The organism is Pseudomonas rustica (assembly GCF_049959085.1).
Lineage (GTDB): Bacteria > Pseudomonadota > Gammaproteobacteria > Pseudomonadales > Pseudomonadaceae > Aquipseudomonas > Aquipseudomonas rustica.
The window spans coordinates 4,234,114-4,259,092 of the sequence record NZ_CP188200.1 but is presented as its reverse complement, the minus strand read 5'-3'; the positions used below and the strand labels follow the sequence as shown (position 1 = coordinate 4,259,092).

General features: G+C 57.9%; 31 protein-coding genes. 29 read left to right on the top strand and 2 right to left on the bottom strand.

Annotated features, from left to right (window positions below; translation table 11 throughout):
- The first annotated feature begins 53 nt into the window (after positions 1-53).
- The 28 genes from ACP3TY_RS19370 to recX all read left to right on the top strand — a co-directional run bounded on the left by ACP3TY_RS19370 (position 54) and on the right by recX (position 22,795).
- Entirely contained in the window at positions 54-791 is a 738-nt protein-coding gene (locus ACP3TY_RS19370) for an XRE family transcriptional regulator (RefSeq protein WP_053117672.1), read from the top strand.
- A 579-nt stretch (positions 792-1,370) separates the two neighbouring features.
- A complete protein-coding gene (locus ACP3TY_RS19365) occupies positions 1,371-1,526 on the top strand; it encodes a Com family DNA-binding transcriptional regulator (protein WP_371925983.1) in 156 nt (51 codons plus the stop codon).
- Between the two features lie 57 nt (positions 1,527-1,583).
- Positions 1,584-3,257 carry a colicin-like pore-forming protein gene (locus ACP3TY_RS19360; protein ID WP_400649096.1) on the top strand — a complete coding sequence of 558 codons (1,674 nt, stop codon included), beginning with the start codon at positions 1,584-1,586 and terminating at the stop codon, positions 3,255-3,257.
- A gap of 89 nt (positions 3,258-3,346) precedes the next feature.
- Positions 3,347-3,925 carry a hypothetical protein gene (locus ACP3TY_RS19355; protein ID WP_426618239.1) on the top strand — a complete coding sequence of 193 codons (579 nt, stop codon included), beginning with the start codon at positions 3,347-3,349 and terminating at the stop codon, positions 3,923-3,925.
- Between the two features lie 147 nt (positions 3,926-4,072).
- Positions 4,073-4,411: a phage holin family protein gene (locus ACP3TY_RS19350; protein ID WP_053117676.1), complete on the top strand. Its 339-nt coding sequence runs from the start codon at positions 4,073-4,075 to the stop codon at positions 4,409-4,411.
- A gap of 198 nt (positions 4,412-4,609) precedes the next feature.
- Positions 4,610-5,194, top strand: a complete 585-nt coding sequence (locus tag ACP3TY_RS19345) for a phage tail terminator protein (protein WP_426618238.1) — start codon at positions 4,610-4,612, stop codon at positions 5,192-5,194.
- Positions 5,191-5,370, top strand: a complete 180-nt coding sequence (locus ACP3TY_RS19340; protein WP_053117680.1) for a DUF2635 domain-containing protein — start codon at positions 5,191-5,193, stop codon at positions 5,368-5,370. The genes ACP3TY_RS19345 and ACP3TY_RS19340 overlap by 4 nt, the downstream gene beginning before the upstream one ends.
- Entirely contained in the window at positions 5,370-6,866 is a 1,497-nt protein-coding gene (locus tag ACP3TY_RS19335) for a phage tail sheath subtilisin-like domain-containing protein (protein ID WP_053117681.1), read from the top strand. The genes ACP3TY_RS19340 and ACP3TY_RS19335 overlap by 1 nt, the downstream gene beginning before the upstream one ends.
- Positions 6,867-6,933: 67 nt before the next feature.
- Positions 6,934-7,281, top strand: coding sequence for a phage tail tube protein (locus tag ACP3TY_RS19330; RefSeq protein WP_053117683.1), 348 nt, complete (start codon positions 6,934-6,936; stop codon positions 7,279-7,281).
- Positions 7,278-7,574, top strand: a complete 297-nt coding sequence (locus ACP3TY_RS19325) for a phage tail assembly protein (protein ID WP_007908778.1) — start codon at positions 7,278-7,280, stop codon at positions 7,572-7,574. The genes ACP3TY_RS19330 and ACP3TY_RS19325 overlap by 4 nt, the downstream gene beginning before the upstream one ends.
- 130 nt (positions 7,575-7,704) lie before the next feature.
- Entirely contained in the window at positions 7,705-10,107 is a 2,403-nt protein-coding gene (locus tag ACP3TY_RS19320) for a hypothetical protein (RefSeq protein WP_426618237.1), read from the top strand.
- Complete coding sequence (locus ACP3TY_RS19315) at positions 10,094-11,332, top strand: DNA circularization protein (protein WP_400755255.1); 1,239 nt, start codon at positions 10,094-10,096, stop codon at positions 11,330-11,332. Before ACP3TY_RS19320 ends, ACP3TY_RS19315 begins: the two co-directional genes overlap by 14 nt.
- A 3-nt stretch (positions 11,333-11,335) precedes the next feature.
- Positions 11,336-12,376: a phage baseplate assembly protein gene (locus ACP3TY_RS19310; protein ID WP_426618236.1), complete on the top strand. Its 1,041-nt coding sequence runs from the start codon at positions 11,336-11,338 to the stop codon at positions 12,374-12,376.
- A 107-nt stretch (positions 12,377-12,483) separates the two neighbouring features.
- Entirely contained in the window at positions 12,484-12,993 is a 510-nt protein-coding gene (locus ACP3TY_RS19305) for a phage baseplate assembly protein V (RefSeq protein ID WP_053117691.1), read from the top strand.
- Positions 12,993-13,391, top strand: coding sequence for a phage GP46 family protein (locus ACP3TY_RS19300; RefSeq protein WP_426618235.1), 399 nt, complete (start codon positions 12,993-12,995; stop codon positions 13,389-13,391). Before ACP3TY_RS19305 ends, ACP3TY_RS19300 begins: the two co-directional genes overlap by 1 nt.
- Positions 13,381-14,427: a baseplate J/gp47 family protein gene (locus ACP3TY_RS19295; protein WP_426618234.1), complete on the top strand. Its 1,047-nt coding sequence runs from the start codon at positions 13,381-13,383 to the stop codon at positions 14,425-14,427. The genes ACP3TY_RS19300 and ACP3TY_RS19295 overlap by 11 nt, the downstream gene beginning before the upstream one ends.
- Positions 14,415-15,014 (top strand): YmfQ family protein, encoded by a 600-nt coding sequence (locus ACP3TY_RS19290; RefSeq protein ID WP_426618233.1) that lies wholly within the window; start codon positions 14,415-14,417, stop codon positions 15,012-15,014. The genes ACP3TY_RS19295 and ACP3TY_RS19290 overlap by 13 nt, the downstream gene beginning before the upstream one ends.
- A gap of 13 nt (positions 15,015-15,027) precedes the next feature.
- Positions 15,028-16,122: a phage tail protein gene (locus ACP3TY_RS19285; protein WP_426618232.1), complete on the top strand. Its 1,095-nt coding sequence runs from the start codon at positions 15,028-15,030 to the stop codon at positions 16,120-16,122.
- 8 nt (positions 16,123-16,130) lie between these two features.
- The gene (locus ACP3TY_RS19280; RefSeq protein WP_426618231.1) at positions 16,131-16,697 is read left to right on the top strand and encodes a tail fiber assembly protein; all 567 of its coding nucleotides are present in this window, start codon (positions 16,131-16,133) and stop codon (positions 16,695-16,697) included.
- Between the two features lie 22 nt (positions 16,698-16,719).
- The gene (locus tag ACP3TY_RS19275) at positions 16,720-17,613 is read left to right on the top strand and encodes a gp53-like domain-containing protein (protein ID WP_426618230.1); all 894 of its coding nucleotides are present in this window, start codon (positions 16,720-16,722) and stop codon (positions 17,611-17,613) included.
- Positions 17,614-18,060, top strand: coding sequence for a phage tail assembly chaperone (locus tag ACP3TY_RS19270; RefSeq protein ID WP_426618229.1), 447 nt, complete (start codon positions 17,614-17,616; stop codon positions 18,058-18,060).
- 18 nt (positions 18,061-18,078) lie between these two features.
- Positions 18,079-19,281 (top strand): carbohydrate-binding protein CenC, encoded by a 1,203-nt coding sequence (locus tag ACP3TY_RS19265; RefSeq protein ID WP_426618228.1) that lies wholly within the window; start codon positions 18,079-18,081, stop codon positions 19,279-19,281.
- A gap of 12 nt (positions 19,282-19,293) precedes the next feature.
- Positions 19,294-19,512: a hypothetical protein gene (locus ACP3TY_RS19260; RefSeq protein WP_212549576.1), complete on the top strand. Its 219-nt coding sequence runs from the start codon at positions 19,294-19,296 to the stop codon at positions 19,510-19,512.
- Positions 19,513-19,548: 36 nt separating this feature from the next.
- Positions 19,549-20,115, top strand: coding sequence for a glycoside hydrolase family 19 protein (locus tag ACP3TY_RS19255; RefSeq protein WP_426618227.1), 567 nt, complete (start codon positions 19,549-19,551; stop codon positions 20,113-20,115).
- Positions 20,094-20,612 (top strand): lysis system i-spanin subunit Rz, encoded by a 519-nt coding sequence (locus ACP3TY_RS19250; protein ID WP_426618226.1) that lies wholly within the window; start codon positions 20,094-20,096, stop codon positions 20,610-20,612. Before ACP3TY_RS19255 ends, ACP3TY_RS19250 begins: the two co-directional genes overlap by 22 nt.
- Before the next feature lie 67 nt (positions 20,613-20,679).
- Positions 20,680-21,180 (top strand): CinA family protein, encoded by a 501-nt coding sequence (locus ACP3TY_RS19245; RefSeq protein ID WP_426618225.1) that lies wholly within the window; start codon positions 20,680-20,682, stop codon positions 21,178-21,180.
- Positions 21,181-21,263: 83 nt separating this feature from the next.
- Positions 21,264-22,316: a recombinase RecA gene (gene recA, locus ACP3TY_RS19240; protein ID WP_212549572.1), complete on the top strand. Its 1,053-nt coding sequence runs from the start codon at positions 21,264-21,266 to the stop codon at positions 22,314-22,316.
- A gap of 8 nt (positions 22,317-22,324) precedes the next feature.
- Positions 22,325-22,795 carry a recombination regulator RecX gene (gene recX, locus ACP3TY_RS19235; protein ID WP_426618224.1) on the top strand — a complete coding sequence of 157 codons (471 nt, stop codon included), beginning with the start codon at positions 22,325-22,327 and terminating at the stop codon, positions 22,793-22,795.
- A 55-nt stretch (positions 22,796-22,850) separates the two neighbouring features.
- Here the strand turns inward: recX and ACP3TY_RS19230 are convergent, their stop codons facing one another.
- On the bottom strand, positions 22,851-23,969 hold the full coding sequence (locus ACP3TY_RS19230) for a TIGR00730 family Rossman fold protein (RefSeq protein WP_426618223.1): 1,119 nt from the start codon (positions 23,967-23,969) through the stop codon (positions 22,851-22,853).
- A gap of 349 nt (positions 23,970-24,318) precedes the next feature.
- On the opposite strand from ACP3TY_RS19230, the gene ACP3TY_RS19225 reads away from it, so the two are divergent.
- Positions 24,319-24,513, top strand: a complete 195-nt coding sequence (locus ACP3TY_RS19225) for a hypothetical protein (RefSeq protein WP_426618222.1) — start codon at positions 24,319-24,321, stop codon at positions 24,511-24,513.
- Here the strand turns inward: ACP3TY_RS19225 and ACP3TY_RS19220 are convergent, their stop codons facing one another.
- On the bottom strand, positions 24,514-24,939 hold the full coding sequence (locus tag ACP3TY_RS19220; protein WP_053117728.1) for a PA3611 family quorum-sensing-regulated virulence factor: 426 nt from the start codon (positions 24,937-24,939) through the stop codon (positions 24,514-24,516).
- Between the last annotated feature and the right edge of the window lie 40 nt (positions 24,940-24,979).

Genomic DNA, 24,979 nt, shown 5'->3' with positions numbered 1-24,979 from the left:
TTTATGCAATTCGGCATTTGTCTTGAGATAAAACTTCAAGCACTATGCGCGTTATGCAAAAACGCAACGTAGCAACCGTCTTAAGAGCACTGCTTGATCAGCACGGGATCTCCCCCACGGAGCTTCACCGTCGCACCGGCGTGCCGCAATCCACTCTCTCGCGAATTCTCAGCGGGAAGATCGTCGATCCCTCGGATAAACATATCTCGAAGATCGCCGAGTACTTCGCCGTAAGCACCGACTTGTTGCGCGGTCGCGCGGATGCGCCGCCGGCGAGCGCTGGCGCGCGCAACAACGATGTGCACGCGGAACTCAAGGACATAAGCCTGTGGGACGACGACACACCGGTCGATGATGACGAGGTGTCGGTACCGTTTCTTCGCGAGGTTGAATTGGCGGCTGGATCAGGAAGATTCATCGTGGAAGAGAGCGAGCGCTCTAGTCTGCGCTTCGGCAAGCGCAGCTTGCGCCATAACGGTGTGCAATTCGACCAGGCCAAATGCGTGACCGTGCGCGGCAACAGCATGTTGCCGGTGCTGCGTGACGGCGCCACCGTCGGTGTCAACGCCGGCAAATGCGGCATTGGCGACATCATCGATGGCGACCTTTATGCAATCAACCACAACGGTCAATTGCGGGTGAAGCAACTCTATCGCCTGCCCACCGGTATCCGTTTGCGCAGCTTCAATCGTGACGAACATCCGGACGAGGACTACAGCTTCCAGGAAATCCAAGAAGAGCAGATCGTCATCATTGGTCACGTCTTCTGGTGGGGCATGTACGCCCGATAAGCAGATCGCCGTCAGATAGAACCCGCCCCTCAGCGGGTTTTTTTTCGCCTCGAAAAAGCCACCAAGACCTTCAACCACGCGGCTTTTCATGCGTTCGTGCATTTCTTGTGCATAAATAAATGCATTTATGCATTGACTGTATATGCATCCATGCATATTCTTGTCACCAAGCCGCTCGACAAAGCGGCTGGCAAGACAAGCTCTTTAGTTCGACAAGAACAGGCAGCGATGAACCGGCCTCAACGGTTCAGAGGGTTGGCAACTGACCCGGGTGTGCAGCGTAAAGCACCAGAAGCAGTTATCCGGCGGGCAGGGACCGCGGTCGGAAAAACAATCTGAATGGACTCGTACCGCGCCAGTAGCGCCGAAAAGTCAGCTTCCTTCCGGGTTACAGGAATTGAAGGAAGGCGAAGGAGCGCATTACTGAAAAGCCTGGCGGGTGACTGCCGGGCTTTTTGGAATGCCTATCTCTCGCAAGCCGGTCGGACTGTTGAAATTCCATCTATGGGACAGCATGAGAGATGGCGGGTCGCAGGTAGCAGGTGCGATTGGCATGACACCATGCACAAACAAAGGGACTTGCACATGCTAACGGAATGCAGATGTGGAAAGTGCAACAAGCTTCTGGCCCGGGCGGGACGGTATAGCGAAATACAAATCAAGTGTCCACGCTGTGGAACCTTGAATAACATGAAGACCGATGAGTCTCGAACAGCGCCAGAGAGCGGAAGTTGAGTAATACATGCTCGACTTCATCAAGTGCATGTTTGCACAAGATATTCGGAGATTGTCATGGCTGGTCCAATTCTGCTTGATACAAGTTTTGTATACCCTGATAACAAATATGACCCTGTTCGAGACTGGGGCAATGGCGGTGGTTACAACTTCATTCCTGGTAATTATGTCGGTATGCCGGTATTTACTTCGCATCAAATGAGCACGGTGATGGGGCGGCTCAACACCTCCATCTCCTATACGGTTGCATTTACCAATGCGATTCTGAAGCCAGTGCAAGATCAGTATGCCGCGGACTCGCAGGCGTTGGCAGCATCCATTGAAGCTCAACTGGCGGCGACGCGACTGGAATTTGGAACTAATAGTCTACCTCCCGTCGAAGCGGTAAAACGCGAGATGTCCGTCCGCCAGACACTTGTCACACGTAAGGCAGCGGCCTATCAGGCGGATGCCGCTACGGCGAATAGTTTCTTCGGCAGTGACCCGTTACCAAAAACGCAAAATGAAATCGCACTCAAGGCGTTTAATAATTTTGAAAAAGGCAAGATTCAGTATGCCGACTCGTTGAAGGCATGGGAGCGTTCCTATCGTGCAGCCTATTCAGCAAAGTTGCATGCCGATACGGTCACGGCGTTGAACACCCAATACACGTCTGTTCTTCGTTTTCTTGATGCTTTGCAACTGACGGAGAACCAGGCTGCCGTAAAAGAAGCCACCATGTGGGCAGAGATTCGTGCCTGGGGCGAAAAGCTGACTGCGCGACGCAATCCCATCGTCAATCAATACAACGCTGATGTCGCGGCTGTCGAACCCAAAGTGCAGTCCGAACTTGATGCCGAAAACGCAAGGATAGGACCTCTCCCGCAGCAAACGGCTGGTGAGTGGGTCAGCCGTGCATTGGCTGTCGTCAATGTGCTGTCGCAGCGCAAGTACGATTCCTTGAAGGCTTTGAATTTCGCGCTGTCGCAGTATCCCGGCGTGGATTTCAAAAATAGCGATCTGAAGGGTTTCCTCGAACGGGCAAGGGACGGAAAATTGCCTTCCGATGCTGCTTTCGAGCACGAACTTTCATTGATCAGTACGGCGTATCGTGCCGACGTCATCACGCGGGAAATAAACAGCCTGGAGGGCAGACTGCCTGCGCTTAATACCGCGCAAGCCTATCTGGAGGCAGAGTCTTTGAAGGATGGTCTGAGCTTTCTGGCAGACACCAATGAGGAGATTCTGACTAAATACGGCGAGCGTATGAGTAAGGTTGCCCGTGATCTTCAGAGCAATATTTCCGGGAAGAAAATCCGCAGCTACAACGACGCCATGGCGACATTTGAAACGGTTCGCAGCAATCCGCGGGCAAAGCTCAGTGGCCAGGATTCCAAAGCCGTCGCCGATGCTCTGAAGGCACTGGATAAAGCCACTTTTGCAGCCAATTTGACGCGACTGGGTAAAGCCTTCGGCGTGGTTGGGAAGATTGTTCAGGGAGAAGCTATTCGACAGAAAGCAGTTTCTGGTTATGAGACCGGTGACTGGAAACCGTTGGGTCTCGAAATCGAATCGATGGCGGTCGGCACTGCTGCCGCGTCTGCAGCGGGAGCATTGTTGGCCGTGGTTTTGGCGCTCTTCGGTATCCCTGCTATCGTTTCCATTCCAGCAGTTGCAGTGCTGATGGCATTAATCTCTGCGTACATTGACGCGGCGAAAGTTGATGAAATCAATGGCTATTTTTTTAAATAGCATTATGCCGGACTAGCGAAGTCTGTTAGACCGGAATTTGCCCTCGGTGTTTTCGCGCCGAGGGCACTGGTCAATAACAAGGGGGAGTCGTGAGAGTTTCAGGTAAACGCTTCATTAAAATGAAAATTCCGGTGGTCTTGCTCTTGCTGTCCTGGGCGCCTTTGTTTGTTTTTGCGTTCTTTATTTCTGACGATGCACGCAGCGGAATGTTTTCACTGCCCCGGTCAATAGTCGACGGCTATTGGCTGACAGGGGCTGGTTTTATTTCTTCAAGATTTTATACCCTGTCCAGTACTGTGGTTAATTATATAGGATGGTTGTCTCCATTTTTTTCTGTTTTGTTTACTTGTCTGGTTGTGAAGAACTCATTGTTCGAAGATGCCGAGTATGAGGAGAGCTCTCTTTTCAAGATGATGTCTTTGTTGGCGGGTTGGGTGCTTCTGATGATTTTGGTTTTTTGGATGCTTTATATGCGCGAAACTGATCTGGCTCATGCTCGCGCGCCCCTGTCTTTATTTGGTCGCAATCCGATCGCCTACATTCTGTTCTCATGCGGTGTTATGTTTTTACTGAATGTGATGGTGCTGTCCACGTATTTGCTCTTTCGGCATTTACCTGTCGTTATACGTCATCGATTGAGCAAAAAGAATTCCCCGCCTCTGCAATGAGGCGCTGACAACCGAATGTCCTTAACTCGTAGATTAGAAAAGCTCGAAGTAAATTAACTGACGAGCTTTTTTGCGCGTGCTCTATCCAGTCCTGCGCTCTCTTAAATCAAACACTTTTCACCCATCAAATCCTCAAGGAGGCGTGACATGACAAACGAGCAACAAGCATTGGCAGACATGCCGATCTGGCTGGTCATCCTCCTTGCCGTGGTGGGCGGGGTGTCCGGCGAAATGTGGCGCGCTGACAAAGAGGGCGCCCGTGGCTGGTCGCTGATGCGCCGCCTGGCCCTGCGCTCCGGCGCCTGCATGATCTGCGGTGTCTCGGCGATCATGCTGCTGTATGCCGCTGGCATGTCGATCTGGGCGGCTGGCGCTTTTGGTTGCCTGACTGCGATGGCCGGGGCCGATGTGGCGATCGGACTTTATGAACGCTGGGCGGCCAAGCGGATTGGCGTCTGCGAAATTCCGCCGCGCGATCCGCAGTAATTCTGCATTTTCTACAGCGCCTCAGTCCTGAAGTCGCTGCTTAAGACTGACCTGAAAACGCCGCAAATCCCTTGTAGGAGTGAGCCTGCTCGCGCTAGCGGTGCCACAGTCGAACTTCATCTAACTGATCCACCGCAATCGCGAGCAGGCTCACTCCTACAGTGACCTGTGGTCAGTTTCATAATTTGGAACACCCCCATGAAGATCACCCCGATCCTCACGCAATTGCGTGCGCAATGCCCAAGCCTGGCCAATCACATTTCGGTGGGTATCGATCTGGCGTTCTTGCAGGGCAATGCCGATCTGCCGACACCTTCGGCCCACGTGCTGCCGCTGGCTGATCTGGCCAGCAACAGCACCGCACAAAACCTCACCACCCAACCAATCCGCGACCGCTTTGAAATCGTTCTGGCGCTCGACGCCAGCGACCCTACAAAAGCGCTGGATCTGTTGCACGACCTGCGCGCCGAACTGTGGCGTGCGCTGGTGGGTTTCAAGCCCGATACCGACTACAGCGCCATCGTCTACGACGGCGGTGAACTGCTGTCGATCAACAGCAGCCGGGCGTTTTACCGGCTGCGTTTTTTTGCCAAGTTCCAGCTCGGCCGCAATCTGCCGAGTCAGCCTGCGGAGAGTTGGCACGAACGCGAACTGGACGGTTTGTCGTCCTTCACCGGGGCCACCGTGCGGGTCGATGCGATCGACCCGGCCGACCCCAATCTGAAACGCCCGGGCCCCGATGGGCGCGTGGAAATGACTTTCTCTGGAGACGTAACCCCATGAGCAATCGCATCACCGTACTGCCGGCCGCCGGCCGCGTCGTACCTGACCCGGAGGCGGGCGATCTGCTGCCGCTGGAAGGCCGTGAAGTGCTGGACAGCGCCTGGTGGCGCCGACGTCTGGCCGACGGCGATATCACCCTCAAAACCGCAACCGCTAAACAAAAGGGAGCCAAATAATGGCGATCGGATTCAGCAACATCCCCGCGGACATTCGTGTACCGCTGTTCTATGCCGAAATGGACAATTCGGCCGCCAATAGCGCGAGCTCGACCCTGCGTCGTTTGATCGTCGCTCAGGTCAACGACAACATTGCGCCGACCGAGGTCGGCAAACTGGTGTTGGTCTCCAGCGTTGCGCTGGCCAAAAGCATCGGCGGTCAGGGCTCGATGCTCGCCGCGATGTACGAGACCTTCCGCAAGGCTGACCCGATCGGCGAGATCTGGTGCCTGCCGCTGCACAACGCTGAAGGCGCGGTCGCCAAAGGCGTGCTGACCCTGACCGGCGCCGCCACTCAGGCTGGCGTGCTGAATCTGTATGTCGGCGGTGTGCGAGTGCAAGCCACCGTGGTCAACGGTGCTACCGCCGCTCAGGCCGCCACCGCGCTGGCGCAGAAAATCAACGCCACGGCCGATCTGCCGGTGAGCGCTGCCGCTGCCGAAGGTGTGGTCACCCTGAACGCCAAATGGACGGGCGACAGCGGCAACGACATCAGCCTGCAATTCAATCGTCTGGGCAAGAGCAACGGCGAAGAAACTCCGGCCGGTCTGACCGCCGCAATCACCGCCATGACCGGCGGCGCCGGTGTGCCGGATCAGGTCGAAGCCATCGCCGCACTGGGTGATGAGCCGTTCGAATTCATCGCCTTGCCGTGGTCGGATCTGTCGACGCTCAACACTTGGCAAGCGGTCATGGATGACAGCACCGGTCGCTGGTCGTGGGCCAAGCAATTGTTCGGTCACGTCTACAGCGCCAAGCGCGGCACCGTTGGCACATTGGTTGCCGCTGGCCAGGCGCGCAACGACCAGCACATGACCATTCAGGCGCTGGAGCCGGGCGTTCCGCAACCGTTCTGGGTACAAGCCGCTGCATTGGCTGCACGCACCGCCGTATTCATCTCCGCCGACGCCAGCCGTCCTACGCAAAGCGGCAGCCTGCCGGGCGTTGATCCGGCACCGGCGAGCGAGCGCTTCACCCTGACCGAGCGTCAGTCGCTGCTCAACTACGGCATCGCCACCGCGTACTACGAAGGCGGCTACGTGCGCATCCAGCGCTCGATTACTACTTACCAGAAAAACGCTTACGGCCAGGCCGACAACTCCTATCTGGACAGCGAAACCATGCACCAGTCGGCGTTCATCGTGCGCCGTCTGCAAAGCGTGATCACCAGCAAATACGGTCGGCACAAACTGGCTTCCGACGGCACCCGTTTCGGCGCCGGCCAGCCGATCGTCACGCCGAGCACCATTCGCGGAGAGCTGATTGCGCAGTACGCCAAACTCGAACTGGAAGGCCACGTGGAGAACGCCGAGCTGTTCGCCGAGCACCTGATCGTCGAGCGCGACGTGCAGGATCCTAGCCGCGTGAACGTGTTGTTCCCGCCGGATTACATCAACGGTCTGCGCGTGTTCGCACTGCTCAACCAATTCCGTCTGCAGTACGACGACGCGGCTTGATCCGCACGTTTGACGGCAAGCATTCAGCCCACCTCGCGTGGGCTTTTTTATTCAAGGGAGTAACACCATGGGTCAACTGATTGCAGGCACCTGCTACGTCAAAGTCGACGGCGCACAACTGACGATCAACGGCGGCTGCGAAGCCCCGCTGATGTCCACTAAACGCGAAACCATCGTGCCGGGTTTTTACAAGGAAACCGACGTGGCAGCGTCGTTCAAAGTGACCGCGCTGCACACCCCGGACTTCCCGCTCAAGCAACTGATCGAAGGCGTCGACATGACCGTCACCTGTGAATTCAGCAACGGCAAAGTCTACGTGCTGGCCGGTGCGTATCTGGTTGAAGAGCCAGTCTCCAAAGGCGATGACGCCGCTATCGAACTGAAATTCGAAGGCATCAAAGGAACCTGGCAATGAGCGGCGCCGTGAAGCTTCAAGTCGCGATCGAAGCTCACGGCGAGCCCCTGACCGAACTCGTTCTGCGCCGCCCGACGGTGCAGGAAGTGCGAGCGATCAAGGCGCTGCCGTACAAGATCGACAAGAGCGAAGAAGTCAGCCTCGACATGGACGTGGCGGCCAAATACATCGCCGTGTGCGCCGGCATTCCGCCGTCGTCGGTCAACCAGCTGGATCTGGCCGACCTCAACGCGCTGAGCTGGGCCGTTGCGAGTTTTTTCATGAGTGCGGCGTCGGCGCCATCACCGACCTGATCGCAGTCGCCTATGACCTGGCTTGGTTCTGGAAGGTTGACCCCGAACAGATGATGGCCAGGCCACTGGATGTGCTCCGCGAATCGCTGGAGCACGCGCAACGGATCAATGCGATGCAGCAGGTGCAGTGATGGCTAATACACAATTAAGCCTGATCCCGCAGACCTTCCCCGTTACGGTCAATATGCTCGTGGTGCTCAAGGGCGCCGAGAAGGTCGAGACCGAAATGAAAGGGCTGCGCGGCAAGGTCGCAGCATTCAAGAAAAGCATGGAAGACAGCGGCCTTGCGCCGCTGGACATCGCCGGGTTCATTTCCGAGGGCGGCTTGCTCAAGCCGTTTCAGGATGGCATCAAGAAAGCCATCGAGGCGCAGGATGCGCTGGCGAAAAAGGTGCTGGCGAACAAAGGCCTGAAAGTGCCCAAGGTGGTGCAGGGGGAAACCTCGGCCAACCTGGCAAAATTCAACGAAGCTCTGGACAAGATTTCACTGAACATCGGCCAGGCGTTGTTGCCGGCGGTCAACAGTATTGTCACCGCGCTGACGCCGGTGATTACCTCGATCGGCGAGTTCGTCGCGAATAATCCGTATCTGGTCGAAGGGCTGGCGGCGGCTGCGGTGGCTTTCACTGTGGTCACTGTCGGGGCGATGGGACTGGTCGGTGTGCTGAGCATTCTGGCCTCACCGATTGGTCTGATTGCTGCCCTCATCGCGGGGGCGGTGGCCCTCATCGTGATCGGTGCCCGACTGATCACTGACAACTGGGCTTCGATCTCGGGATTTTTCAGCAAAACCTGGCAGTCGATCAGCGATGCAACCGGGCGCGGCGTCGAAGCTGTGCGTAAGGGTTGGGACGAAATGGTCACCGACGCGAAGCAAAGTTATGCCGCGATACGCGCCGATGCACTCGCCAAGTGGGACGAAATGACCGCCGACGCCATTGCGGGTGTCAGTGGTCTGGCGGCAGGCGCGTCCGCAGGTCTGCGGGCGTTTGGTGCATCAATGGGCGAAACCTGGGATTCGGCCAGCAACGCCGTCATTGGCTTTTGGGATCGTGCGGCTGCCGATACGGCGACCGGTCTGGCTTCACTCAAAGCCAAACTCTATACCTCGCCATTGGAAAAAATGTCTGCCCTTTGGCGATCCGCCGATGAAGTTGTCGTCGGCTACTGGAATCGTGCGTCGGCGGCGACGATGTCCGGTTGGAACTCGATCAAGTCGAGCTTAGACGGCTCATTAACGGCAAGACTGGCTGACGTATGGGGCTCTGCGCAAAGCGCTGTTTCCTCGGCGCTCACAGATATGCGCGACCGAGCCGTGACTGGCTGGACGTCGATCAAATCAACATTCGACGGCAGGCTGAGTGGGCAACTGGCTGGCGTTTGGAATGCTGCGCAAAACGTCGTTTCCACCGCCATCGGTGAAATGCGCGACAGCGCCGTGAGCGGTTGGACATCGATCAAATCGACATTCGACGGCACGCTGAACAGACGATTAAGCGGCATCTGGAATGCTGCGCAAAACGTCGTTTCCACCGCCATCGGTGAAATGCGCGACAGGGCCGTGAGCGGTTGGACATCGATCAAATCGACATTCGACGGCACGCTGAACAGACGATTAAGCGGCATCTGGAATGCTGCGCAAAACGTCGTTTCCACCGCCATCGGTGAAATGCGCGATAAAGCCGTGACAGGCTGGACGTCGATCAAGTCGACGTTCGACAGCACGCTGAACGGGCAACTGTCGGGCATCTGGAATGCGGCGCAGAACGTCGTCGCTACGGCCATCGGCAATCTGACCCGCACCGCGCTCGCTGCGTGGGAGCAATTGAAGTCGGTTTTTTCCTGGTCGCCGAGCGCCATGATCGAAAGCGTCTGGCAGCCACTGGCGCCGGTTTTTTCTGCGCTGTGGGATGTTCTGCGGGCGGGCGCGGAAACGTTGAAAAACTATCTGCAAAACATGTTCAACCTTTCGCCGCTGGCGGCGGTGACGGCTAATTGGGAAGGTCTGAAAGGTTACTTTTCCGGCTTGTGGGCATCGTTGACTTCAGATGCACAACCGGTGACGGACGCTTTCAATAACCTGTTCAGTCAGTCGCCGCTGGAGTCGATCCAGCAAGCCTGGGAACCGCTGCTCGGTTGGTTCGCCGGACTCTGGACGAAGTTGCAAAGTCTCGTCGGGCCGATCAGGGAACTGCTCAGCGGTAACTTGTCCGGGTTCGTCGCGAAGATCACCGGCAAACCCGGTGCGGATGGCGAAAGCGCTCAGCCAGCGCCGTTTTTCGGCAACAACGATGCAGGCACGGCGAGCGCGTCGGGCCTCAACAGCTCGTTGCCACAATCCTCCAGCGCCCTGATCCAACAAAGCGCAATCAACAACCGCACGCAACTCGAAGGTGGCCTGACCGTCAGCTTCGTCAACGCGCCGCCGGGGCTGCGCACCGATCAACCACAAACCAATCAACCAGGCCTGGCGCTGTCGTCGCGCATCGGTTATCGCTCGCTGTCGGCAGGAGGTTCCAATGAACTGGCGTGACCGTTTATTGCCGGCATCCTTTCGTGGTGTCGGTTTCTGGATCGATCAGGCGAAAACCCCGGTCGGTCGCAAGGGGCAGTTGCACGAATACCCGCAGCGCGACCTGCCGTTTTTCGAAGACCTCGGCCAACAAGCCAAGACCCACGACATCACCGCGTTCATCATCGGCGCCGATTGCCTGGAGCAACGTGACAAGTTGCTCAAGGCGTTGGAGGCGGGCAGCGGTGAGCTGGTGCATCCGTGGCTCGGACGCCTGCAAGTCAAGGTCGGCGAATGCGACATGACCCACACCCGCCAGGACGGCGGCATGGTCACGTTCACGCTGAAGTTCTATCCCGATCAGCCGCTGCCGTTTCCGACGGCGACTGTCAGTACGCAGAAAGTCCTGCTGGTGAAAGCCGACTCGCTGCTCGGTTCTGCGGTGGCGCGTTTCGAACAGGCGATGACGCTGATCAAGGCTGCGCGGATCGGCATCGCCAATCTGCGCAACAGCCTCACCGGGGTTTACGAGGTGATCAAAGAGCAGCTGAAACCGCTGATCGCGCAGTACAAGCAGATCACTGAGCTGGTGAAAGCGGTCAAGGAATTGCCCAAGGAAGTGGCAGCGGAATTCAAAGGCTTGCTCGGCGATATCAAGGAGCTGAAAGCGTTCGCGAAGGAGGGCTACCGTGGCGTGATTGCCGATGTCTCCCAACAACTCGAAGCGATTCGCAAAGCCGATGCGCCGAAGATCACCACCGGCAAGGACACCAACGCGGCGGCGCAAGCCATGGCCGATCTGGTGCAGGACACGCTGCTGGTCAAAGTCGCGCAATGGGTGGCGTCGATGCCGGTGGCGACCACGCCGGTGAAGCTGCAATCGACACCGTCGGTGGGCCAACAGGCGACCACGCCGGTGACCCGTCAGGAAGTGCCCGTCAGTGATGACATGCAGGCCCTGCGCGAAGCGGTGAGCGCGGCGATTGATCCGATGCTGGACAAAGCGGGGGCCGCACATTTTCAGGCGATCAACGATGTGAAGGAGGCGTTGATCAATCACCTCAAAGCGGTGGCATCGTCCGGTGTGCGGCAGGTCAGCAAGTCGTTTCAGGAAAGTTTGCCGGCGCTGGTGGTGGCCTACAAACAGTTTGCCGATGCCACTCGCGTTACCGAAGTGATCCAACGCAACGGTACTGTTCATCCGTTGTACCTGCCGCCCAACGACGTGAAAGTTTCCAGGGAGTAAGCCATGAGCGAGATGGATAATCGCGTCACGCTGACGGTTAATGACATGGAGTACGGCGGCTGGAAAAGCGTCGAAATCAGCGCCGATCTGGAGCGTCAGTTTCGCAGCTTCAAACTGGATATCACTTGGCAGTGGCCGGGACAAACTGTGGATCAGCGGATCAAACCCGGCGACCCTTGCGAAGTGAAAATCGGCAAGGATCTGGTGCTCACCGGTTATGTGTTCAAAGCGCCGATCAGTTATGACGGACGCCAGATCAGCCTGAGCATCGAAGGCAGTTCCAAGACACAGGATCTGGTCGATTGCGCAGCCGCCAACCGGCCGAATCAATGGCAGGATCAACCCTTGCTGAGTATCGTCGAGGCCTTGGCGAGTGAGTATTCGCTGAAGGTCGTGAACGAAATTCCCGAGACGTCGCGGCTGGCCAAACACACGATCGTGCCGGGTGAAACGGTGTTTCAGTCGATCGATCGTTTGCTCTCGTTGTTGCGGGTTTTTTCCACCGATGACGAGCAGGGCCGGCTGGTGCTGGCCAAGCCCGGCAGCGGCGGTCGTGCCAGTGATGCGCTGGAACTGGGCAAGAATATTTTGTCGGCCAATGCGGCGATGGATCAGAGTCAGGTGTTCTCCGAATACCGGGTGATCGGTCAGCAAAAAGGCTCTGATGCCAAGAGCGGAGCGGCGGTCAGCGAAGTTGAATCGACGGCGGCTGATCTGACCTTCAAGCGTCGACGCACCACGGTGATTAACGAGGGGACGCAACTGACCTTTGAGTTGGCGCAGCAGCGTGCCCAATGGGAAAGCGCCACCCGCCTGGGCCGCGCGCAAACCACCACGTATCAGGTGCAGGGCTGGCGTCAGGCCAACGGCGATTTGTGGCGTCACAACACGCTGGTGCGAGTGAAAGATCCGGTGCTTGGTTTTGACGGCGACATGCTCATTTCAAAAGTGACGTATTCATTGTCGGCACAAGGCTCGGTGACCACGCTGCAAGTGGCCCCGCCGCATACCTTCGACGCCAATCCCAGTCCCCCCAAAACCTGACTGTTCCTTAAAAGATCGCAGCCTTCGGCAGCTCCTACATATGCACACCGATCCAATGTAGGAGCTGCCGAAGGCTGCGATCTTTTAGGGCCTCATAGGAATTCAACATGAGCCTAATGACACGCCTGCTGGCGCGCGGCACTGTCGTGCTCGCCAATTCGGCCGCCAAGCTGCAATCGCTGCAAATGCGCCTCACCGCCGGTGAAGTCAACGATGACCTCGAACACTTCGAACCCTACGGCTTCACCAGCCATCCACTGGCCGGTGCCGAAGGCGTCGTCACCTTCATCGGCGGCGACCGTTCCCACGCCATCGCTTTAGTCATCGCCGACCGCCGCTATCGCCTGCAAGCGCTGGCCGCCGGCGAAGTGGCGATCTACACCGACGAGGGCGACAAGATCCACTTCAAGCGCGGACGGATCATCGACATCGAAACCGCCACGCTGAACATCCGCGCCAGCAGCGCGGTGAATTTCGACACGCCGGTGATCAATCAGAGCGGAAAAATCGTCTCCACCGGTGACCAGCTCGCTGGCGGTATCAGCCAGATCAAACACGTCCACGTCGGCGTACAAGCCGGCAGCGGCCAGACCGGTGTGCCGGCAGGAGGCCAGTGATGTTTATCAGCCAAAACCTCCACGCCGCGCTGACCCGCGCCGTGCTTATCAGCCTGTTCACCTGGCGCCGCGCTGCCGATGACGACGCACTCGACGATGAAGAACGATTCGGCTGGTGGGGCGACAGCTTTCCCACCGTCGCTGACGATCGTATCGGCTCGCGGTTGTGGCTGTTGCGCCGGGTCAAGCTGACCCGACAAACCCAGATGGACGCCGAATTCTATGCCCGCGAAGCCTTGCAATGGCTGATCGACGACGGCCACTGCAGCGCCATCGACACCCTCAGCGAACGCCTCGATGCCCAGCGTCTGAACCTGCGCACGGTGCTGACCCTGGCCGACGGCGAACGTCTGGACATTAACCCCGATAACAGTTGGCAGGTGATCTATGCCGTTTGAAACCCCTTCGCTGCCGGTGCTGATCAAGCGCACCCAAAGCGACCTGGCCGGCGATTCGCTGCGCCAGTCCGATGCGCAAGTGCTGGCCCGCACCCTCGGCGGCGCCGCGTTTGGTCTGTACGGTTATCTCGACTGGATTGCCGAGCAGATCCTCCCCGACAAAGCCGATGAATCGACGCTGGAACGCATCGCCGCGTTGCGTCTGAACCAGCCGCGCAAACCCGCGCAAGTGGCCACGGGCAGCGTCAGCTTCAGCGCTACGGCCGGTGCGATTCTGGACGTCGATACGTTGCTGCAAACCAACGATGGCCGTACTTACAAAGTCACCACTGCGCGGGTCACGGCCAACGGTGTCAACAGCACCACCATCGCCGCGCTTGACGCCGGCAGCCTCGGTAATGCCGATGCGGGCCTCGTATTGACGCCGGTGCAGCCGGTTGCCGGCATTGTCGGTAGTAGTTTTGTGGTGCAGGCGCCGGGACTCAGCGGTGGTGTCGCGCGGGAGAGTCTGGAGTCGCTGCGTTCGCGAGTGATCCGTTCCTATCGCGTGATCCCTCACGGTGGCTCGGCCAGTGATTATGAAACCTGGGCGCTGGAAGTGCCGGGTGTGACGCGGGCGTGGTGCCGTGGCGGTTTGCTCGGGCCGGGCACGGTGACGGTATTCATCATGCGCGACGAAGATCCGCAACCCGTGCCTAACGATGAGCAATTGGCCGAGGTTCAGGGTTACATCGAGCCGCTGCGCCCGGTCACCGCCGAAGTGCATGTGCAAAGCCCGGTTCAGGTGCCAGTGGTTTATCGATTCAAAAGCGTCAACCCGGACACCACTGCCGTTCGTGCGGCCATCGAAGCGCAGTTGCGCGACTTGCATAACCGTGAGGCCGATCTCGGCGTGTCGTTGCTGATCAGCCACATCCGCGAAGCGATCAGCAGTGCCGGTGGCGAGTTCGATCACGTACTGACTGCACCGGCCACCGATGTCGGTGCTGGTAAAAGCGAGCTGCTCACTTTCGGAGGTTGCGTATGGGGGGCATAAGAACCGCCGCGCAATATCAGGCGCAGCTTCGTGCGCTGCTGCCCAGCGGCCCGGCGTGGGATCCGGAGCGCGTGCCGGAACTTGATGAAGTCCTGCAAAGCGTCGCGGTCGAACTGGCGCGTCTCGATGCTCGCGCCGCCGACCTGCTCAACGAGATGGATCCGGCCGGCGTCAGCGAACTGGTGCCGGACTGGGAACAGGTGATGCACCTGCCCGACCCCTGCCTCGGTGCCGAACCGTTGTTCGACGACCGCCGCCTCGCTGTTCGCCGGCGCTTGCTAGCGGTCGGCAGCCAGGCCGTCGGTTACTACCTGGAAATCGCCAAAAGCCAGGGTTACCCCAACGCAACCATCACCGAGCACGAGGCACCGCGCATGGGCCGCGCACGTTTTGGTTCAGCGCGCTGGGGCACGTGGGAGGCGCAATTCATGTGGACGCTTAACACCGGCGGGCGCTTGCTGCTCGGTCGGCGTTTCGGCGCGAGTTACTGGGGTGAGCGCTTCGGCGTCAATCCGGGCTCGGCGCTGGAGTGTTTGATTCATCGCAGCGCGCCGGCGCATACCACGGTGCATATCAATTATGACTAGGAAGGCGTGAAATATGGATTATCCAATAACCGTTCCCAGTGTCGGCCTGGTCAACGGCCGTTTCGCCGATGAAGACCCGGAGGCAGGCAAACCGGGTTCATTGATCCCGGCGGCGTGGGGTAACAGCGTTACTCAAGAAATTCTGAATGTGATCAATGCGGCCGGGATGGCTGCGTCCGAGACGGACACCCGGCAACTGCTCAAAGCCATTCAATCGATTGTCGGCAATGCCAGCCCGATGCGATCGGTGATCACCCGGCTAGCCGCTTCAAAGACGTTGACCGAGCAGGAACTTGGTCTCGTGTTGATTGATGCCAGTCCGGCGCCGGTCACTGTTGTGTTGCCAGCGGCCGATGGTCCATTGGGTGTGCGCGATGTGATAGTTCGTCGTGTGGACAACAGCGGCAGTCGACTCGTCGTTCAAGCGGCCGGCAGCGACCGGATTCGTTTTCACACGCACCTTTCGGCCAGTGGCTATCCATTTTTAGTGTTGATGGGTGGTGGTGACTGGTGGCATTTGCGCAGCGATGGCGCGGGGAGTTGGTGGCCGGTTGGGCGCTTCGATAACACGCCGTTGGGGCGACCGTTTTTCGAGACGACAGTCTTGCTGATCCCCGGTGGTTACGGTGCGCTCAATGGCGCCGTCATGAAGCGTGTCGAATGGCCGTGGCTTTGGGATCACGCGCAGCAATCGGGGATGCTCGGCACCGAGGCTGCTCGCGTTGGCAACGAAGGTAAGTGGACGTCGGGCGATGGCGCAGCAACCTTTCGTGGGCCAGAGGGGAGGGGTGAGTTTTTGCGAGTGCTGGACGAAGGCCGGGGCGTGGACATAGGTCGCCAAACAGGTACCTCTCAATCAGGCTCGATTCATTCCTACGCCCAAGGTGCAAATGGCGGAGGTGCTGTGGGTGCCTACTGGTCGGATAGCTTGACCGGATTTGGTGCTGAAACGCGCGAAGAAGCCGAATTCGTTTCAGGATTACTCAATGGTGGTCCTGTTTATCCGGACGGCACCAATTATCAGCGAGATACGGCCAGCACTGTGCTTTACACCTTCAAATCCCGCCCGCGCAACATCGCCTATCCCGGTCGAATCAAACTAATCTGAGGCTCCCCATGTTCAATTATCTGTTTGACGGCTCGGGCGCATTGTCCGGGCCTGTCGAGTTTTTCGTCACGCCCGGAATCGGCGTTCAGCTTCCTGCCAACGCCGTGCAACTGTCCTTTGAATTGCCCGAACCGGAAACCGGCCGCACCTGGGCGCTGATCAATGGCGTACCGCGGGAAGTCATCGATCGTCGGGGACTGGTTTATCGCAAGGACGGCGGCGCGCAGCAACACTGGAATGAGTTGGGCGAGTTGCCTGACACCTTCACCACACAGCCCTGGCCCGGTGATTTCCATATCTGGGGTGATAACGCCTGGCAACTTGATGAGCAGGCGCAACTGGCCGGTGCCAGACAGCAGACTCTGCAAGCGCGCGATGCACTGCTTCGTGAGGCCGTTCTGCGAATTGCTCCGCTGCAATACGCCGAGGATATCGGTGATGCCAGCCATGAAGAGCAGTTGCAATTGCTCGAATGGAAGCTCTACAGCGTGGAGTTGAACCGCATCGAGAAACAGCCAGGTTTCCCTGCGCAAATCACTTGGCCAATCGTGCCAGGCACGATCGCGAACACCTGAAACATCGCAAAGGAGAAATGCAATGGATTATCCAATCAGCGTTCCCAGTGCTGGCTTGGTCAATGGCAAATTTGTCGATGAGGATCCGCTTGCCGGATCTCCCGGGTCCTTGATTCCGGCGAGTTGGGGCAATGGTGTGACCCAGGAAATTCTCGGGGTTGTACAGGCCGCCGGAATGACGCCCAGCGAAACTTCAAACACGCAATTGTTAACTGCACTTCGAAGTGCGCAGCTGTATCAGACCCGGGCACCATTTGACGTCAGTCGTTCGGTGGCTACAACCGAGTTTGTGCAGCGTTCGTTGGGCAACTACGCCGGGGCACGCAGCGTCACTGCCGCGACACAACTGACCGTTGCGGATGTGGGATGGACGATTGGTATAGGTGGAAACTCGCCTTATACGGTGAGCTTGCCCGATATCAAGACTGTGCCCAATGGTGGGACATTTTCGTTGCATTGCCGGAGTAACGCGGTCGTCACCATTGCATGCACGGGCACTGCGCAAATAACCCCGCAAGGTGCTTATCTGACCTCGATCGTCATGAACAGTGGCGAGAGTGCGACCATTGTTAATGAGAGCGGTATTTGGGCTGTTCATGGGACGGCGAGTCTGAAGTACGCCGCGCTTCTGTCCGGTTTGAACGGTAACCCCGGGTATCAGAAACACGCCAGCGGCAATATCGATCAGTGGGGAACGGTTATGACGGATGCCAACGGTGAGGCTCTTGTGACCTTTCCGATTTCGTTTCCCAACGCATATTCCTCATGCGTGGCTACTCACGTCGGCACTGGCGGAGCGATGGTTATCGTCTTGGGAGGAACAGAGCAAAAACAAAGTATTCGCTTGAAAATGCGAGATGCAGTTAACGGGGTATCGCCAGGCTGGCGTATTAATTACTTCGCAAAGGGTTATTAAATGAACGCCTACAATGTTTTGTTCAGCGCCAGCACACTAGGTGTTTATGTACCGGGTATCAACTCGGCCGACATTCCTGAAGACGTGATTGAAATCCCACAGGCGTACTGGATCTCACTGCTACAGCATATGGCAGTGACGCCGAAGACGGTTGGTGTCAGTTCAGCTAACGGTTATCCGATACTGGTTGATCCACCAACACCTTCGGCGGATCAGGCAGCCGAAACTGAACGTCACTGGCGCACTGCACAACTGGCTGCCACTGACGGTCTGGTAGCGCGCGATCGTGATGAACTCGAAGACGGTGGCGGTACCACGCTAACCACCGATCAATACACCGAACTGCAAACCTACCGGCGTGCACTACGCGACTGGCCGCAGGGCTCTTTCTTTCCCTTTAGCGAGCATCGACCAGTCGCGCCGCGCTGGTTGGCGACTGCGCTTTAAGTCAGCAAGGATGTTGAAATGGATTATCCAAAAAACGTTCCCGGTTCAGGCCTGGAGAACGGTAAGTTTGTCGATGAAGATGCCATCGCAGGTACACCCGGTTCACTGATTCCGGCCAGTTGGGGTAACAGCGTTACTCAAGAGATTCTCAACGCCATCAAGGCTGCCGGATTGACTCCCGATGAGGAGCAGACCAATCAACTGGCGCTGGCAATCAAAGAGTTGTCGAAACCGGATCCGCTGCAACAGTTTCCGATGCAGGTGTATCGCAGGAATCTGTTGATCAATGGCGGGTTTGATATCTGGCAGCGGGGGGCTTCCAATCAGGCGCCGAATATTGGCGGATATGTTGCTGATCGTTTTCGCTGCGACTGGAACGGCAACGCGGGCGTCAGTATCACCCGTCAGAGTTTCTCCCTTGGACAAGCGGAAGTGCCTGGCGAACCCGCCTGTTTCCTTCGCTGGCAGCAAATCACCGCGGGGGTGGGCGCTACCACTCACCGGATTTATCAGAACATTGAATCGGTCAGAACGCTTGCTGGCAAAACCGCGACCCTGACGTTCTGGGCCCGATCGGATGCGGCGCGGCCATTGAAAGTGGCTGTCGCTCAACAGTTTGGTACCGGAGGTTCAGAAGCGGTTGTGAAGGTGGTGGATGTTTTTCAGCTGAATACGGCGTGGACCCGATACACCGCGACGTTCCAGGTACCTGCCATCGCCGGAAAAATGAAGGGGGTCAACGACTGCCTGACGCTGTCGTTTGATTTACCGTTGAACGTTATGCAAACAGTCGATCTGACCTTGATTCAACTGGAGGAGGGCCCGGTTTCCACTCCCTTTGAGCAGCGATCTGTCGTTGACGAGTTGATGCTTTGTCAGCGTTATTTCGAAAAGTCTTTTGCGAGCGGACTTCCCGTCAAAGCGAATAACGGAACCAACACGTGTATTTCGACGTTCACCCAAGTTCCGGCGGGCAACACTGGCCAATACGGTATGACGATCGGCTTTCTGGTGCAGAAAAGAGTTCAGCCGACCGTCACTACTTATTGCCCGGCTGACACCAGCAATCAGGTCTGGAATCAGACGATGATGAAGGCTTGCACCGGCACCACACTGCAAGGTGTTACGGATCGCAGTATCTCGTTTGCCACAGTCACACCCGTTAACAGTGCGCCAGGCCAGACCTTGCAACTGGAATGGACAGCAGACGCTGAAATATAGGGGTTGAAACTCATGACTTATCAACTGACCGCAAGCGGTGTGTTGCGCATGGAGGATTCCGCGTTTATTCCGCAAGATCCCGACAACCGTGATTGGCTCGCGTATCAGCAATGGCTGTTATCGGGCGGCGAGGTGCTGCCAGTCGGCGAAACAGTCGAGGACGCGGTGCCGGGGAGCCCTCTGAAAACTCTCGCAAAAAAATGGCTGGCAGGTATTTCCCGTCAGTCGTGATATCAGTCAAAGGATATCCAGGGAGGATCAAGCATTATGCAAATAACCGAAAACAACTTAACTAACATCATGCCCAACGCCCGCACCCAAGCGGGCGTTTTTGTTTCTGCACTCAACACCGCAATGGCTCGCCGGCGCATCGACACACCCAAACGCATCGCCGCGTTTCTTGCGCAAGTCGGTCACGAATCCGGGCAATTGCAGTACGTACGCGAACTGGGCAACAACCAATACCTGAGTAAATACGACACCGGCACCCTGGCCTTGCGCTTGGGTAACACGCCCGAAGCTGACGGCGACGGGCAAAAATATCGGGGGCGTGGGCTTATCCAAATCACCGGGCGCAGCAACTATCGCCAGTGCAGCCTCGGTCTGTTTGGCGATGAACGCCTGCTGTCGCTGCCAGAACTGCTCGAACAACCGCAATGGGCGGCCGAATCTGCCGCTTGGTTCTGGGAGCAGAACGGCCTCAACGAACTGGCTGATCGCGACCAGTTCAACACCATCACCCGGCGAATAAACGGCGGGTTGAACGGCTTGCAGGATCGCCTGGAAATCTGGGCGCGGGCGAGGGCGGTGCTATGCCAATCCCTTGGCGAATGATTGGCTTACTCTTATTGGCCGTCGGCGCTTTTGTGGCGGCCTGGCAGTTTCAGGACTGGCGCTACGGCCGCCAACTCGCCGAGCAATCGCGTTTAAACATTGAAACGCTGAATCAACGGAATCTCGCCGCCGCCTCGGCGCAACAGGCCGAGCAGGATAAACGCCTGGCGCTCGAGCAACGGCTCGCGACCAGTGAACAAACCCACTATCGAGCACTGAGCGATGCCCAACGTGATCAGGATCGCCTGCGCGATCGCCTTGCCACTGCTGATGTGCGCCTGTCAGTCCTCCTCGACGCAGGCGATGTTGCCCAAGGCTGCAAACTGCCAGCCACCGCCAGCCCCGGCGGCGTGGATCATGCAGCCGTACGCGCCCGACTTGACCCGGCGCATGCTCAACGAATTATCGCCATCACCGACACCGGCGACCGCGGACTGATTGCCTTGCAGGCGTGTCAGGCCTATGTCAGAGCGCTCGCGCCCGAACATTTTGAATGACTCTGTGTCTTGAAAGCGCAACCGGCTCGTGTACGGTGGAGGCATTCCACACGATCCGGAGTGCGCCGTGAAAGAGATCACCCAATTGGCTGCTGAACTGGGCCGACGCCTGCAAGTGCTCAATGCCCATGTCACCACTGCGGAGTCGTGTACCGGTGGCGGCATCGCCGAGGCGATCACGCGGATTTCCGGCAGCTCGGCCTGGTTTGAAGCGGGTTACGTGACGTATTCCAACCGGCAGAAAACCCAGCAACTGAATGTGCCCACCGGGTTGTTCGAGACGGTAGGCGCGGTCAGTGCCGAGGTGGTCGAGGCGATGGTGCGTGGCGCGCAGGATAAAAGTCTGGCGCGATTTGCCGTGGCGGTCAGCGGTGTGGCGGGGCCGGACGGTGGTTCACCGAACAAGCCGGTCGGCACTGTGTGGCTGGCATGGGGCGTTGGCGAGACGGTGACCAGTGAGGTTCAACACTTCCCCGGTAACCGCGATGAAGTCCGCCGACAAACGGTGAAGGCCGCGCTAGAGGGGCTCCTGCGACTAGCGGCACGAGAAATCGAAAATCAGGGGTAGGCGATCCGCGAACGCTGTGGAATAATACTGGCTACTTATACAGGTGTTGGCCGTCAGGCCTTATTGATTACGTGAGGACTTTAATGGACGACAACAAGAAGAAAGCCTTGGCTGCGGCCCTGGGTCAGATCGAACGTCAATTCGGCAAGGGTGCCGTAATGCGTATGGGCGATCAGGACCGTCAGGCGATCCCGGCTATCTCCACTGGCTCTCTGGGTCTGGACATCGCGCTCGGCATTGGCGGTCTGCCAAAAGGCCGTATCGTTGAAATCTACGGTCCTGAATCCTCCGGTAAAACCACACTGACTCTGTCCGTGATTGCCCAGGCTCAGAAAGCTGGCGCGACCTGCGCATTCGTCGATGCCGAACACGCCCTCGACCCTGAGTACGCCGGCAAACTGGGCGTCAACGTCGACGACCTACTGGTGTCCCAGCCTGACACCGGTGAACAGGCACTGGAAATCACCGATATGCTGGTGCGCTCCAACGCCGTTGACGTGATCATCGTCGACTCCGTGGCAGCCCTGGTACCGAAGGCTGAGATCGAAGGCGAAATGGGTGACATGCACGTGGGCCTGCAAGCCCGTCTGATGTCCCAGGCGCTGCGTAAAATCACCGGTAACATCAAGAACGCCAACTGCTTGGTGATCTTCATCAACCAGATCCGTATGAAGATCGGCGTGATGTTCGGTAGCCCGGAAACCACCACCGGTGGTAACGCGCTGAAGTTCTACGCGTCGGTTCGTCTCGACATCCGCCGTACCGGCGCGGTGAAGGAAGGCGACGAAGTGGTCGGCAGCGAAACCCGCGTCAAGGTTGTGAAGAACAAGGTGGCTTCGCCGTTCCGTCAGGCCGAGTTCCAGATTCTTTACGGCAAGGGCATCTACCTCAACGGCGAGATGATCGACCTGGGCGTGCTGCACGGTTTCGTCGAGAAGTCTGGCGCCTGGTACGCCTACGAAGGCACCAAGATCGGTCAGGGCAAGGCCAACTCGGCCAAGTTCCTGGCGGACAACCCGGAAGTCGCGAAAAAGCTTGAGAAGCAACTGCGTGACAAGCTGCTGACCCCAGCGGCTGACACCAAGGCTTCGCCGGTCAAAGAGACCGAAGACGACCTGGCCGACGCTGATATCTGATCGCAACGATGAGCACCGTCGTACTCGAAACCCTCGTCGCGGTGCGGCGAACCGCCATGGATCTGCTCGCACGTCGCGAGCACGGTCGAGTCGAGCTGACGCGCAAACTGCGTCAGCGCGGCGCTGAGGCGGAGATGATCGAAATAGCCCTCGACCGTTTGACGGAAGAGGGACTGCTTTCCGAAGCCCGTTACCTTGAAAGCTTTGTTTCCTACCGTGCCCGCTCCGGCTATGGCCCATTGCGGATTCGTGAAGAACTGAGCCAGCGCGGTTTGCAACGCGCCGATATCGAACTCGCCCTGCGCGAAAGCGGTATCAGTTGGCAGGAGCAACTTCAGGAAACGTGGCGTCGCAAATTCTCCGGGCATTTGCCGATTGATGCGAAAGAACGGGCCAAGCAAGGCCGGTTCCTTGCGTATCGGGGCTTCTCGATGGAGATGATCAACCGCTTGTTCAGCGGTCGAGGGATTGACGATTAAGACGCCTCAATAAAAACGGCCCGCTATGGAAATAGCGGGCCGTTTTTTTTTGCCTTTAAATTGCCTTTGACGGCTCACGCGTACGTTGCGCTGCGTGCGGTTTGGACTGCGCCCAGTTTTCCGGCAGGTTGATGTAGTCGATCAGTTCCCTCAAGCGCCCTTGATTACGCGCATTGAAGGCGAAAGCCAGTCGCGCCAGATGGCTGTATTGCGCTTCGTCGTGTTCCTCGCCGCTGTAGGCGTGCTGATGAAAGCGGTCGCTGAGGCACAAATCAGCAAACGCCTCCTGCATATGCTCAAGCGCTTGTTCGCTGAGCTTGTGATTCATGCGAATTACGAACTGCCGCTTGAGCCAGCGGCTGGAGTGGAAGTTGCTGTAGAACTGGTTGATCTGCTCCACCGCCTCTTCGACCGTGTACACCAGACGCATCAGTTTCATGTCGGTCGGCAGGATGTAGTGATTTTCCTCCAGTTGTTGGCGAATGAAATCCATCGCGCCCTGCCAGAACGTGCCGCCCGGCACATCCAGCAATACCACCGGCACCAGCGGACTTTTCCCGGTCTGGATCAACGTCAGCACTTCCAGTGCTTCATCCAGCGTGCCGAAACCCCCGGGGCACAGCACCAGCGCGTCGGCCTCTTTGACGAAGAACAATTTACGGGTGAAGAAGAAGTGGAACGGCAGCAAATTGCCGGTGCCGTCGACGGTCGGATTGGCATGCTGTTCGAAGGGCAGGGTGATATTGAAGCCGAGGCTGTGATCGAGGCCGGCACCTTCGTGGGCGGCGGCCATGATGCCGCCACCGGCACCAGTGATGACCATCATTTCGGAGCGTGCCAGTTGAGCGCCGAGTTCTCGGGCCAGCGCATACAGCGGATGTTCGACCGGTGTGCGTGCCGAGCCGAACACAGTGACTTTACGTCGGCCCTTGAATTGCTCCAGCACGCGAAACGCTTGCTCCAGTTCGCGCAGGGCTTGCAGGGTGATCTTGGCGTTCCAGCGATTGTGGTCTTCCTGAGCCATGCGCAGCACGGTCAGGATCATGTCGCGGTAAATGGGAAGGTTTGGGCTGTCGGGGGAAACACGGCTGAGTTGTGCTTCGACCTGGCTGATGAGGTCGGGGCCGCTTTCCTGAAAATGACGACTCAACAGGTCATTCGGTTGGTAAGGCATTCAACGTCTCCTTCTGCACAGAGCGGGTGGCCCTGACGAGCGGCGTCAGGGCCGCGCTGCAAAAACACACACGATCGGCAGTTCCATTTCTGCCGTTAACAGATGACCGGGAATACTTTGAATTTAGACCCTTGCGTGCAATTGCGCTGACTTGATCATTGCGCCGCAACGTTCTGACTGGCAACCGCTTATTGATTTTCACTCGCTCGGCACACCGCTCGTCCGAACGTGCAACGCGCGCTAAACCCTCTGATTAACTAACTTACAGGCGCCTACGACAGCGTTGCGGCAATAACCGTACGCAAGGTGCACGTTTTTGAAGGATTTGCGGGTAGCCAGGAGGCGGGACATGACCAGAGTGGTTCTGGAGATCGATGCACAGTTGTATCGAATGTTGAAAGCATCTGCCGAGACCCATCAGGTCAGTCTCGAAGAGGAATGCTGCCGGCGTTTGGCGGGTGGCGAGCATCCGTCGCAGTATCTTCAGGCCTTGCTGGCCGAATTGCGCGCCGAGGATGAACAGCGGCGCGCGAATTCGCAATGATTACTTCTTCTTCGCCGGGGCAGTTTTCGGGCAATCCGAATCCTGATAGCTGGCGGAGCCGATCGCCTTGTTGGTTTTCACTTCGGTGAAGTCGTAACGCATGACCGCGCCTTTGGCCATCAGCTTGCGAAAGGCCGGGTTGTTGCACACCGAAGCGCCCAGTTGAAAGTACACAGCCTTGGGATCAGCACGCATTTTCTGCGCATGACTGGCCTGTACGCTCAGGTGGTTGATCAGCGTGGTGCCTTCAACGGTGAAACCCTGATCAAGAATGTCTTCACTGATGGCGCGTGGCGTGCCGACGCTGCTCTGGGCGGCGACGTTGCGCAGCTCGCGGTTCAGATTCTGCTCACTCAAGGATGCAGCCTGAGCGGTGAAGGACGACGCCAGCAGAATGGCAGCGGTGGGAACGATAAGGCGCAGCATGAAACTCTCCTGATTCGGTGACTGGTGGTTCGACCAGCCT

Coding starts and splice junctions, on each gene's coding strand:
- ACP3TY_RS19370 (WP_053117672.1), top strand. CDS start 54: ATGCAAAAACGCAACGTAGCAACCGTCTTAAGAGCACTGCTTGATCAG.
- ACP3TY_RS19360 (WP_400649096.1), top strand. CDS start 1,584: ATGGCTGGTCCAATTCTGCTTGATACAAGTTTTGTATACCCTGATAAC.
- ACP3TY_RS19350 (WP_053117676.1), top strand. CDS start 4,073: ATGACAAACGAGCAACAAGCATTGGCAGACATGCCGATCTGGCTGGTC.
- ACP3TY_RS19345 (WP_426618238.1), top strand. CDS start 4,610: ATGAAGATCACCCCGATCCTCACGCAATTGCGTGCGCAATGCCCAAGC.
- ACP3TY_RS19340 (WP_053117680.1), top strand. CDS start 5,191: ATGAGCAATCGCATCACCGTACTGCCGGCCGCCGGCCGCGTCGTACCT.
- ACP3TY_RS19335 (WP_053117681.1), top strand. CDS start 5,370: ATGGCGATCGGATTCAGCAACATCCCCGCGGACATTCGTGTACCGCTG.
- ACP3TY_RS19330 (WP_053117683.1), top strand. CDS start 6,934: ATGGGTCAACTGATTGCAGGCACCTGCTACGTCAAAGTCGACGGCGCA.
- ACP3TY_RS19325 (WP_007908778.1), top strand. CDS start 7,278: ATGAGCGGCGCCGTGAAGCTTCAAGTCGCGATCGAAGCTCACGGCGAG.
- ACP3TY_RS19320 (WP_426618237.1), top strand. CDS start 7,705: ATGGCTAATACACAATTAAGCCTGATCCCGCAGACCTTCCCCGTTACG.
- ACP3TY_RS19315 (WP_400755255.1), top strand. CDS start 10,094: ATGAACTGGCGTGACCGTTTATTGCCGGCATCCTTTCGTGGTGTCGGT.
- ACP3TY_RS19310 (WP_426618236.1), top strand. CDS start 11,336: ATGAGCGAGATGGATAATCGCGTCACGCTGACGGTTAATGACATGGAG.
- ACP3TY_RS19305 (WP_053117691.1), top strand. CDS start 12,484: ATGAGCCTAATGACACGCCTGCTGGCGCGCGGCACTGTCGTGCTCGCC.
- ACP3TY_RS19300 (WP_426618235.1), top strand. CDS start 12,993: ATGTTTATCAGCCAAAACCTCCACGCCGCGCTGACCCGCGCCGTGCTT.
- ACP3TY_RS19295 (WP_426618234.1), top strand. CDS start 13,381: ATGCCGTTTGAAACCCCTTCGCTGCCGGTGCTGATCAAGCGCACCCAA.
- ACP3TY_RS19290 (WP_426618233.1), top strand. CDS start 14,415: ATGGGGGGCATAAGAACCGCCGCGCAATATCAGGCGCAGCTTCGTGCG.
- ACP3TY_RS19285 (WP_426618232.1), top strand. CDS start 15,028: ATGGATTATCCAATAACCGTTCCCAGTGTCGGCCTGGTCAACGGCCGT.
- ACP3TY_RS19280 (WP_426618231.1), top strand. CDS start 16,131: ATGTTCAATTATCTGTTTGACGGCTCGGGCGCATTGTCCGGGCCTGTC.
- ACP3TY_RS19275 (WP_426618230.1), top strand. CDS start 16,720: ATGGATTATCCAATCAGCGTTCCCAGTGCTGGCTTGGTCAATGGCAAA.
- ACP3TY_RS19270 (WP_426618229.1), top strand. CDS start 17,614: ATGAACGCCTACAATGTTTTGTTCAGCGCCAGCACACTAGGTGTTTAT.
- ACP3TY_RS19265 (WP_426618228.1), top strand. CDS start 18,079: ATGGATTATCCAAAAAACGTTCCCGGTTCAGGCCTGGAGAACGGTAAG.
- ACP3TY_RS19260 (WP_212549576.1), top strand. CDS start 19,294: ATGACTTATCAACTGACCGCAAGCGGTGTGTTGCGCATGGAGGATTCC.
- ACP3TY_RS19255 (WP_426618227.1), top strand. CDS start 19,549: ATGCAAATAACCGAAAACAACTTAACTAACATCATGCCCAACGCCCGC.
- ACP3TY_RS19250 (WP_426618226.1), top strand. CDS start 20,094: ATGCCAATCCCTTGGCGAATGATTGGCTTACTCTTATTGGCCGTCGGC.
- recA (WP_212549572.1), top strand. CDS start 21,264: ATGGACGACAACAAGAAGAAAGCCTTGGCTGCGGCCCTGGGTCAGATC.
- recX (WP_426618224.1), top strand. CDS start 22,325: ATGAGCACCGTCGTACTCGAAACCCTCGTCGCGGTGCGGCGAACCGCC.
- ACP3TY_RS19230 (WP_426618223.1), bottom strand. CDS start 23,969: ATGCCTTACCAACCGAATGACCTGTTGAGTCGTCATTTTCAGGAAAGC.
- ACP3TY_RS19225 (WP_426618222.1), top strand. CDS start 24,319: ATGACCAGAGTGGTTCTGGAGATCGATGCACAGTTGTATCGAATGTTG.
- ACP3TY_RS19220 (WP_053117728.1), bottom strand. CDS start 24,939: ATGCTGCGCCTTATCGTTCCCACCGCTGCCATTCTGCTGGCGTCGTCC.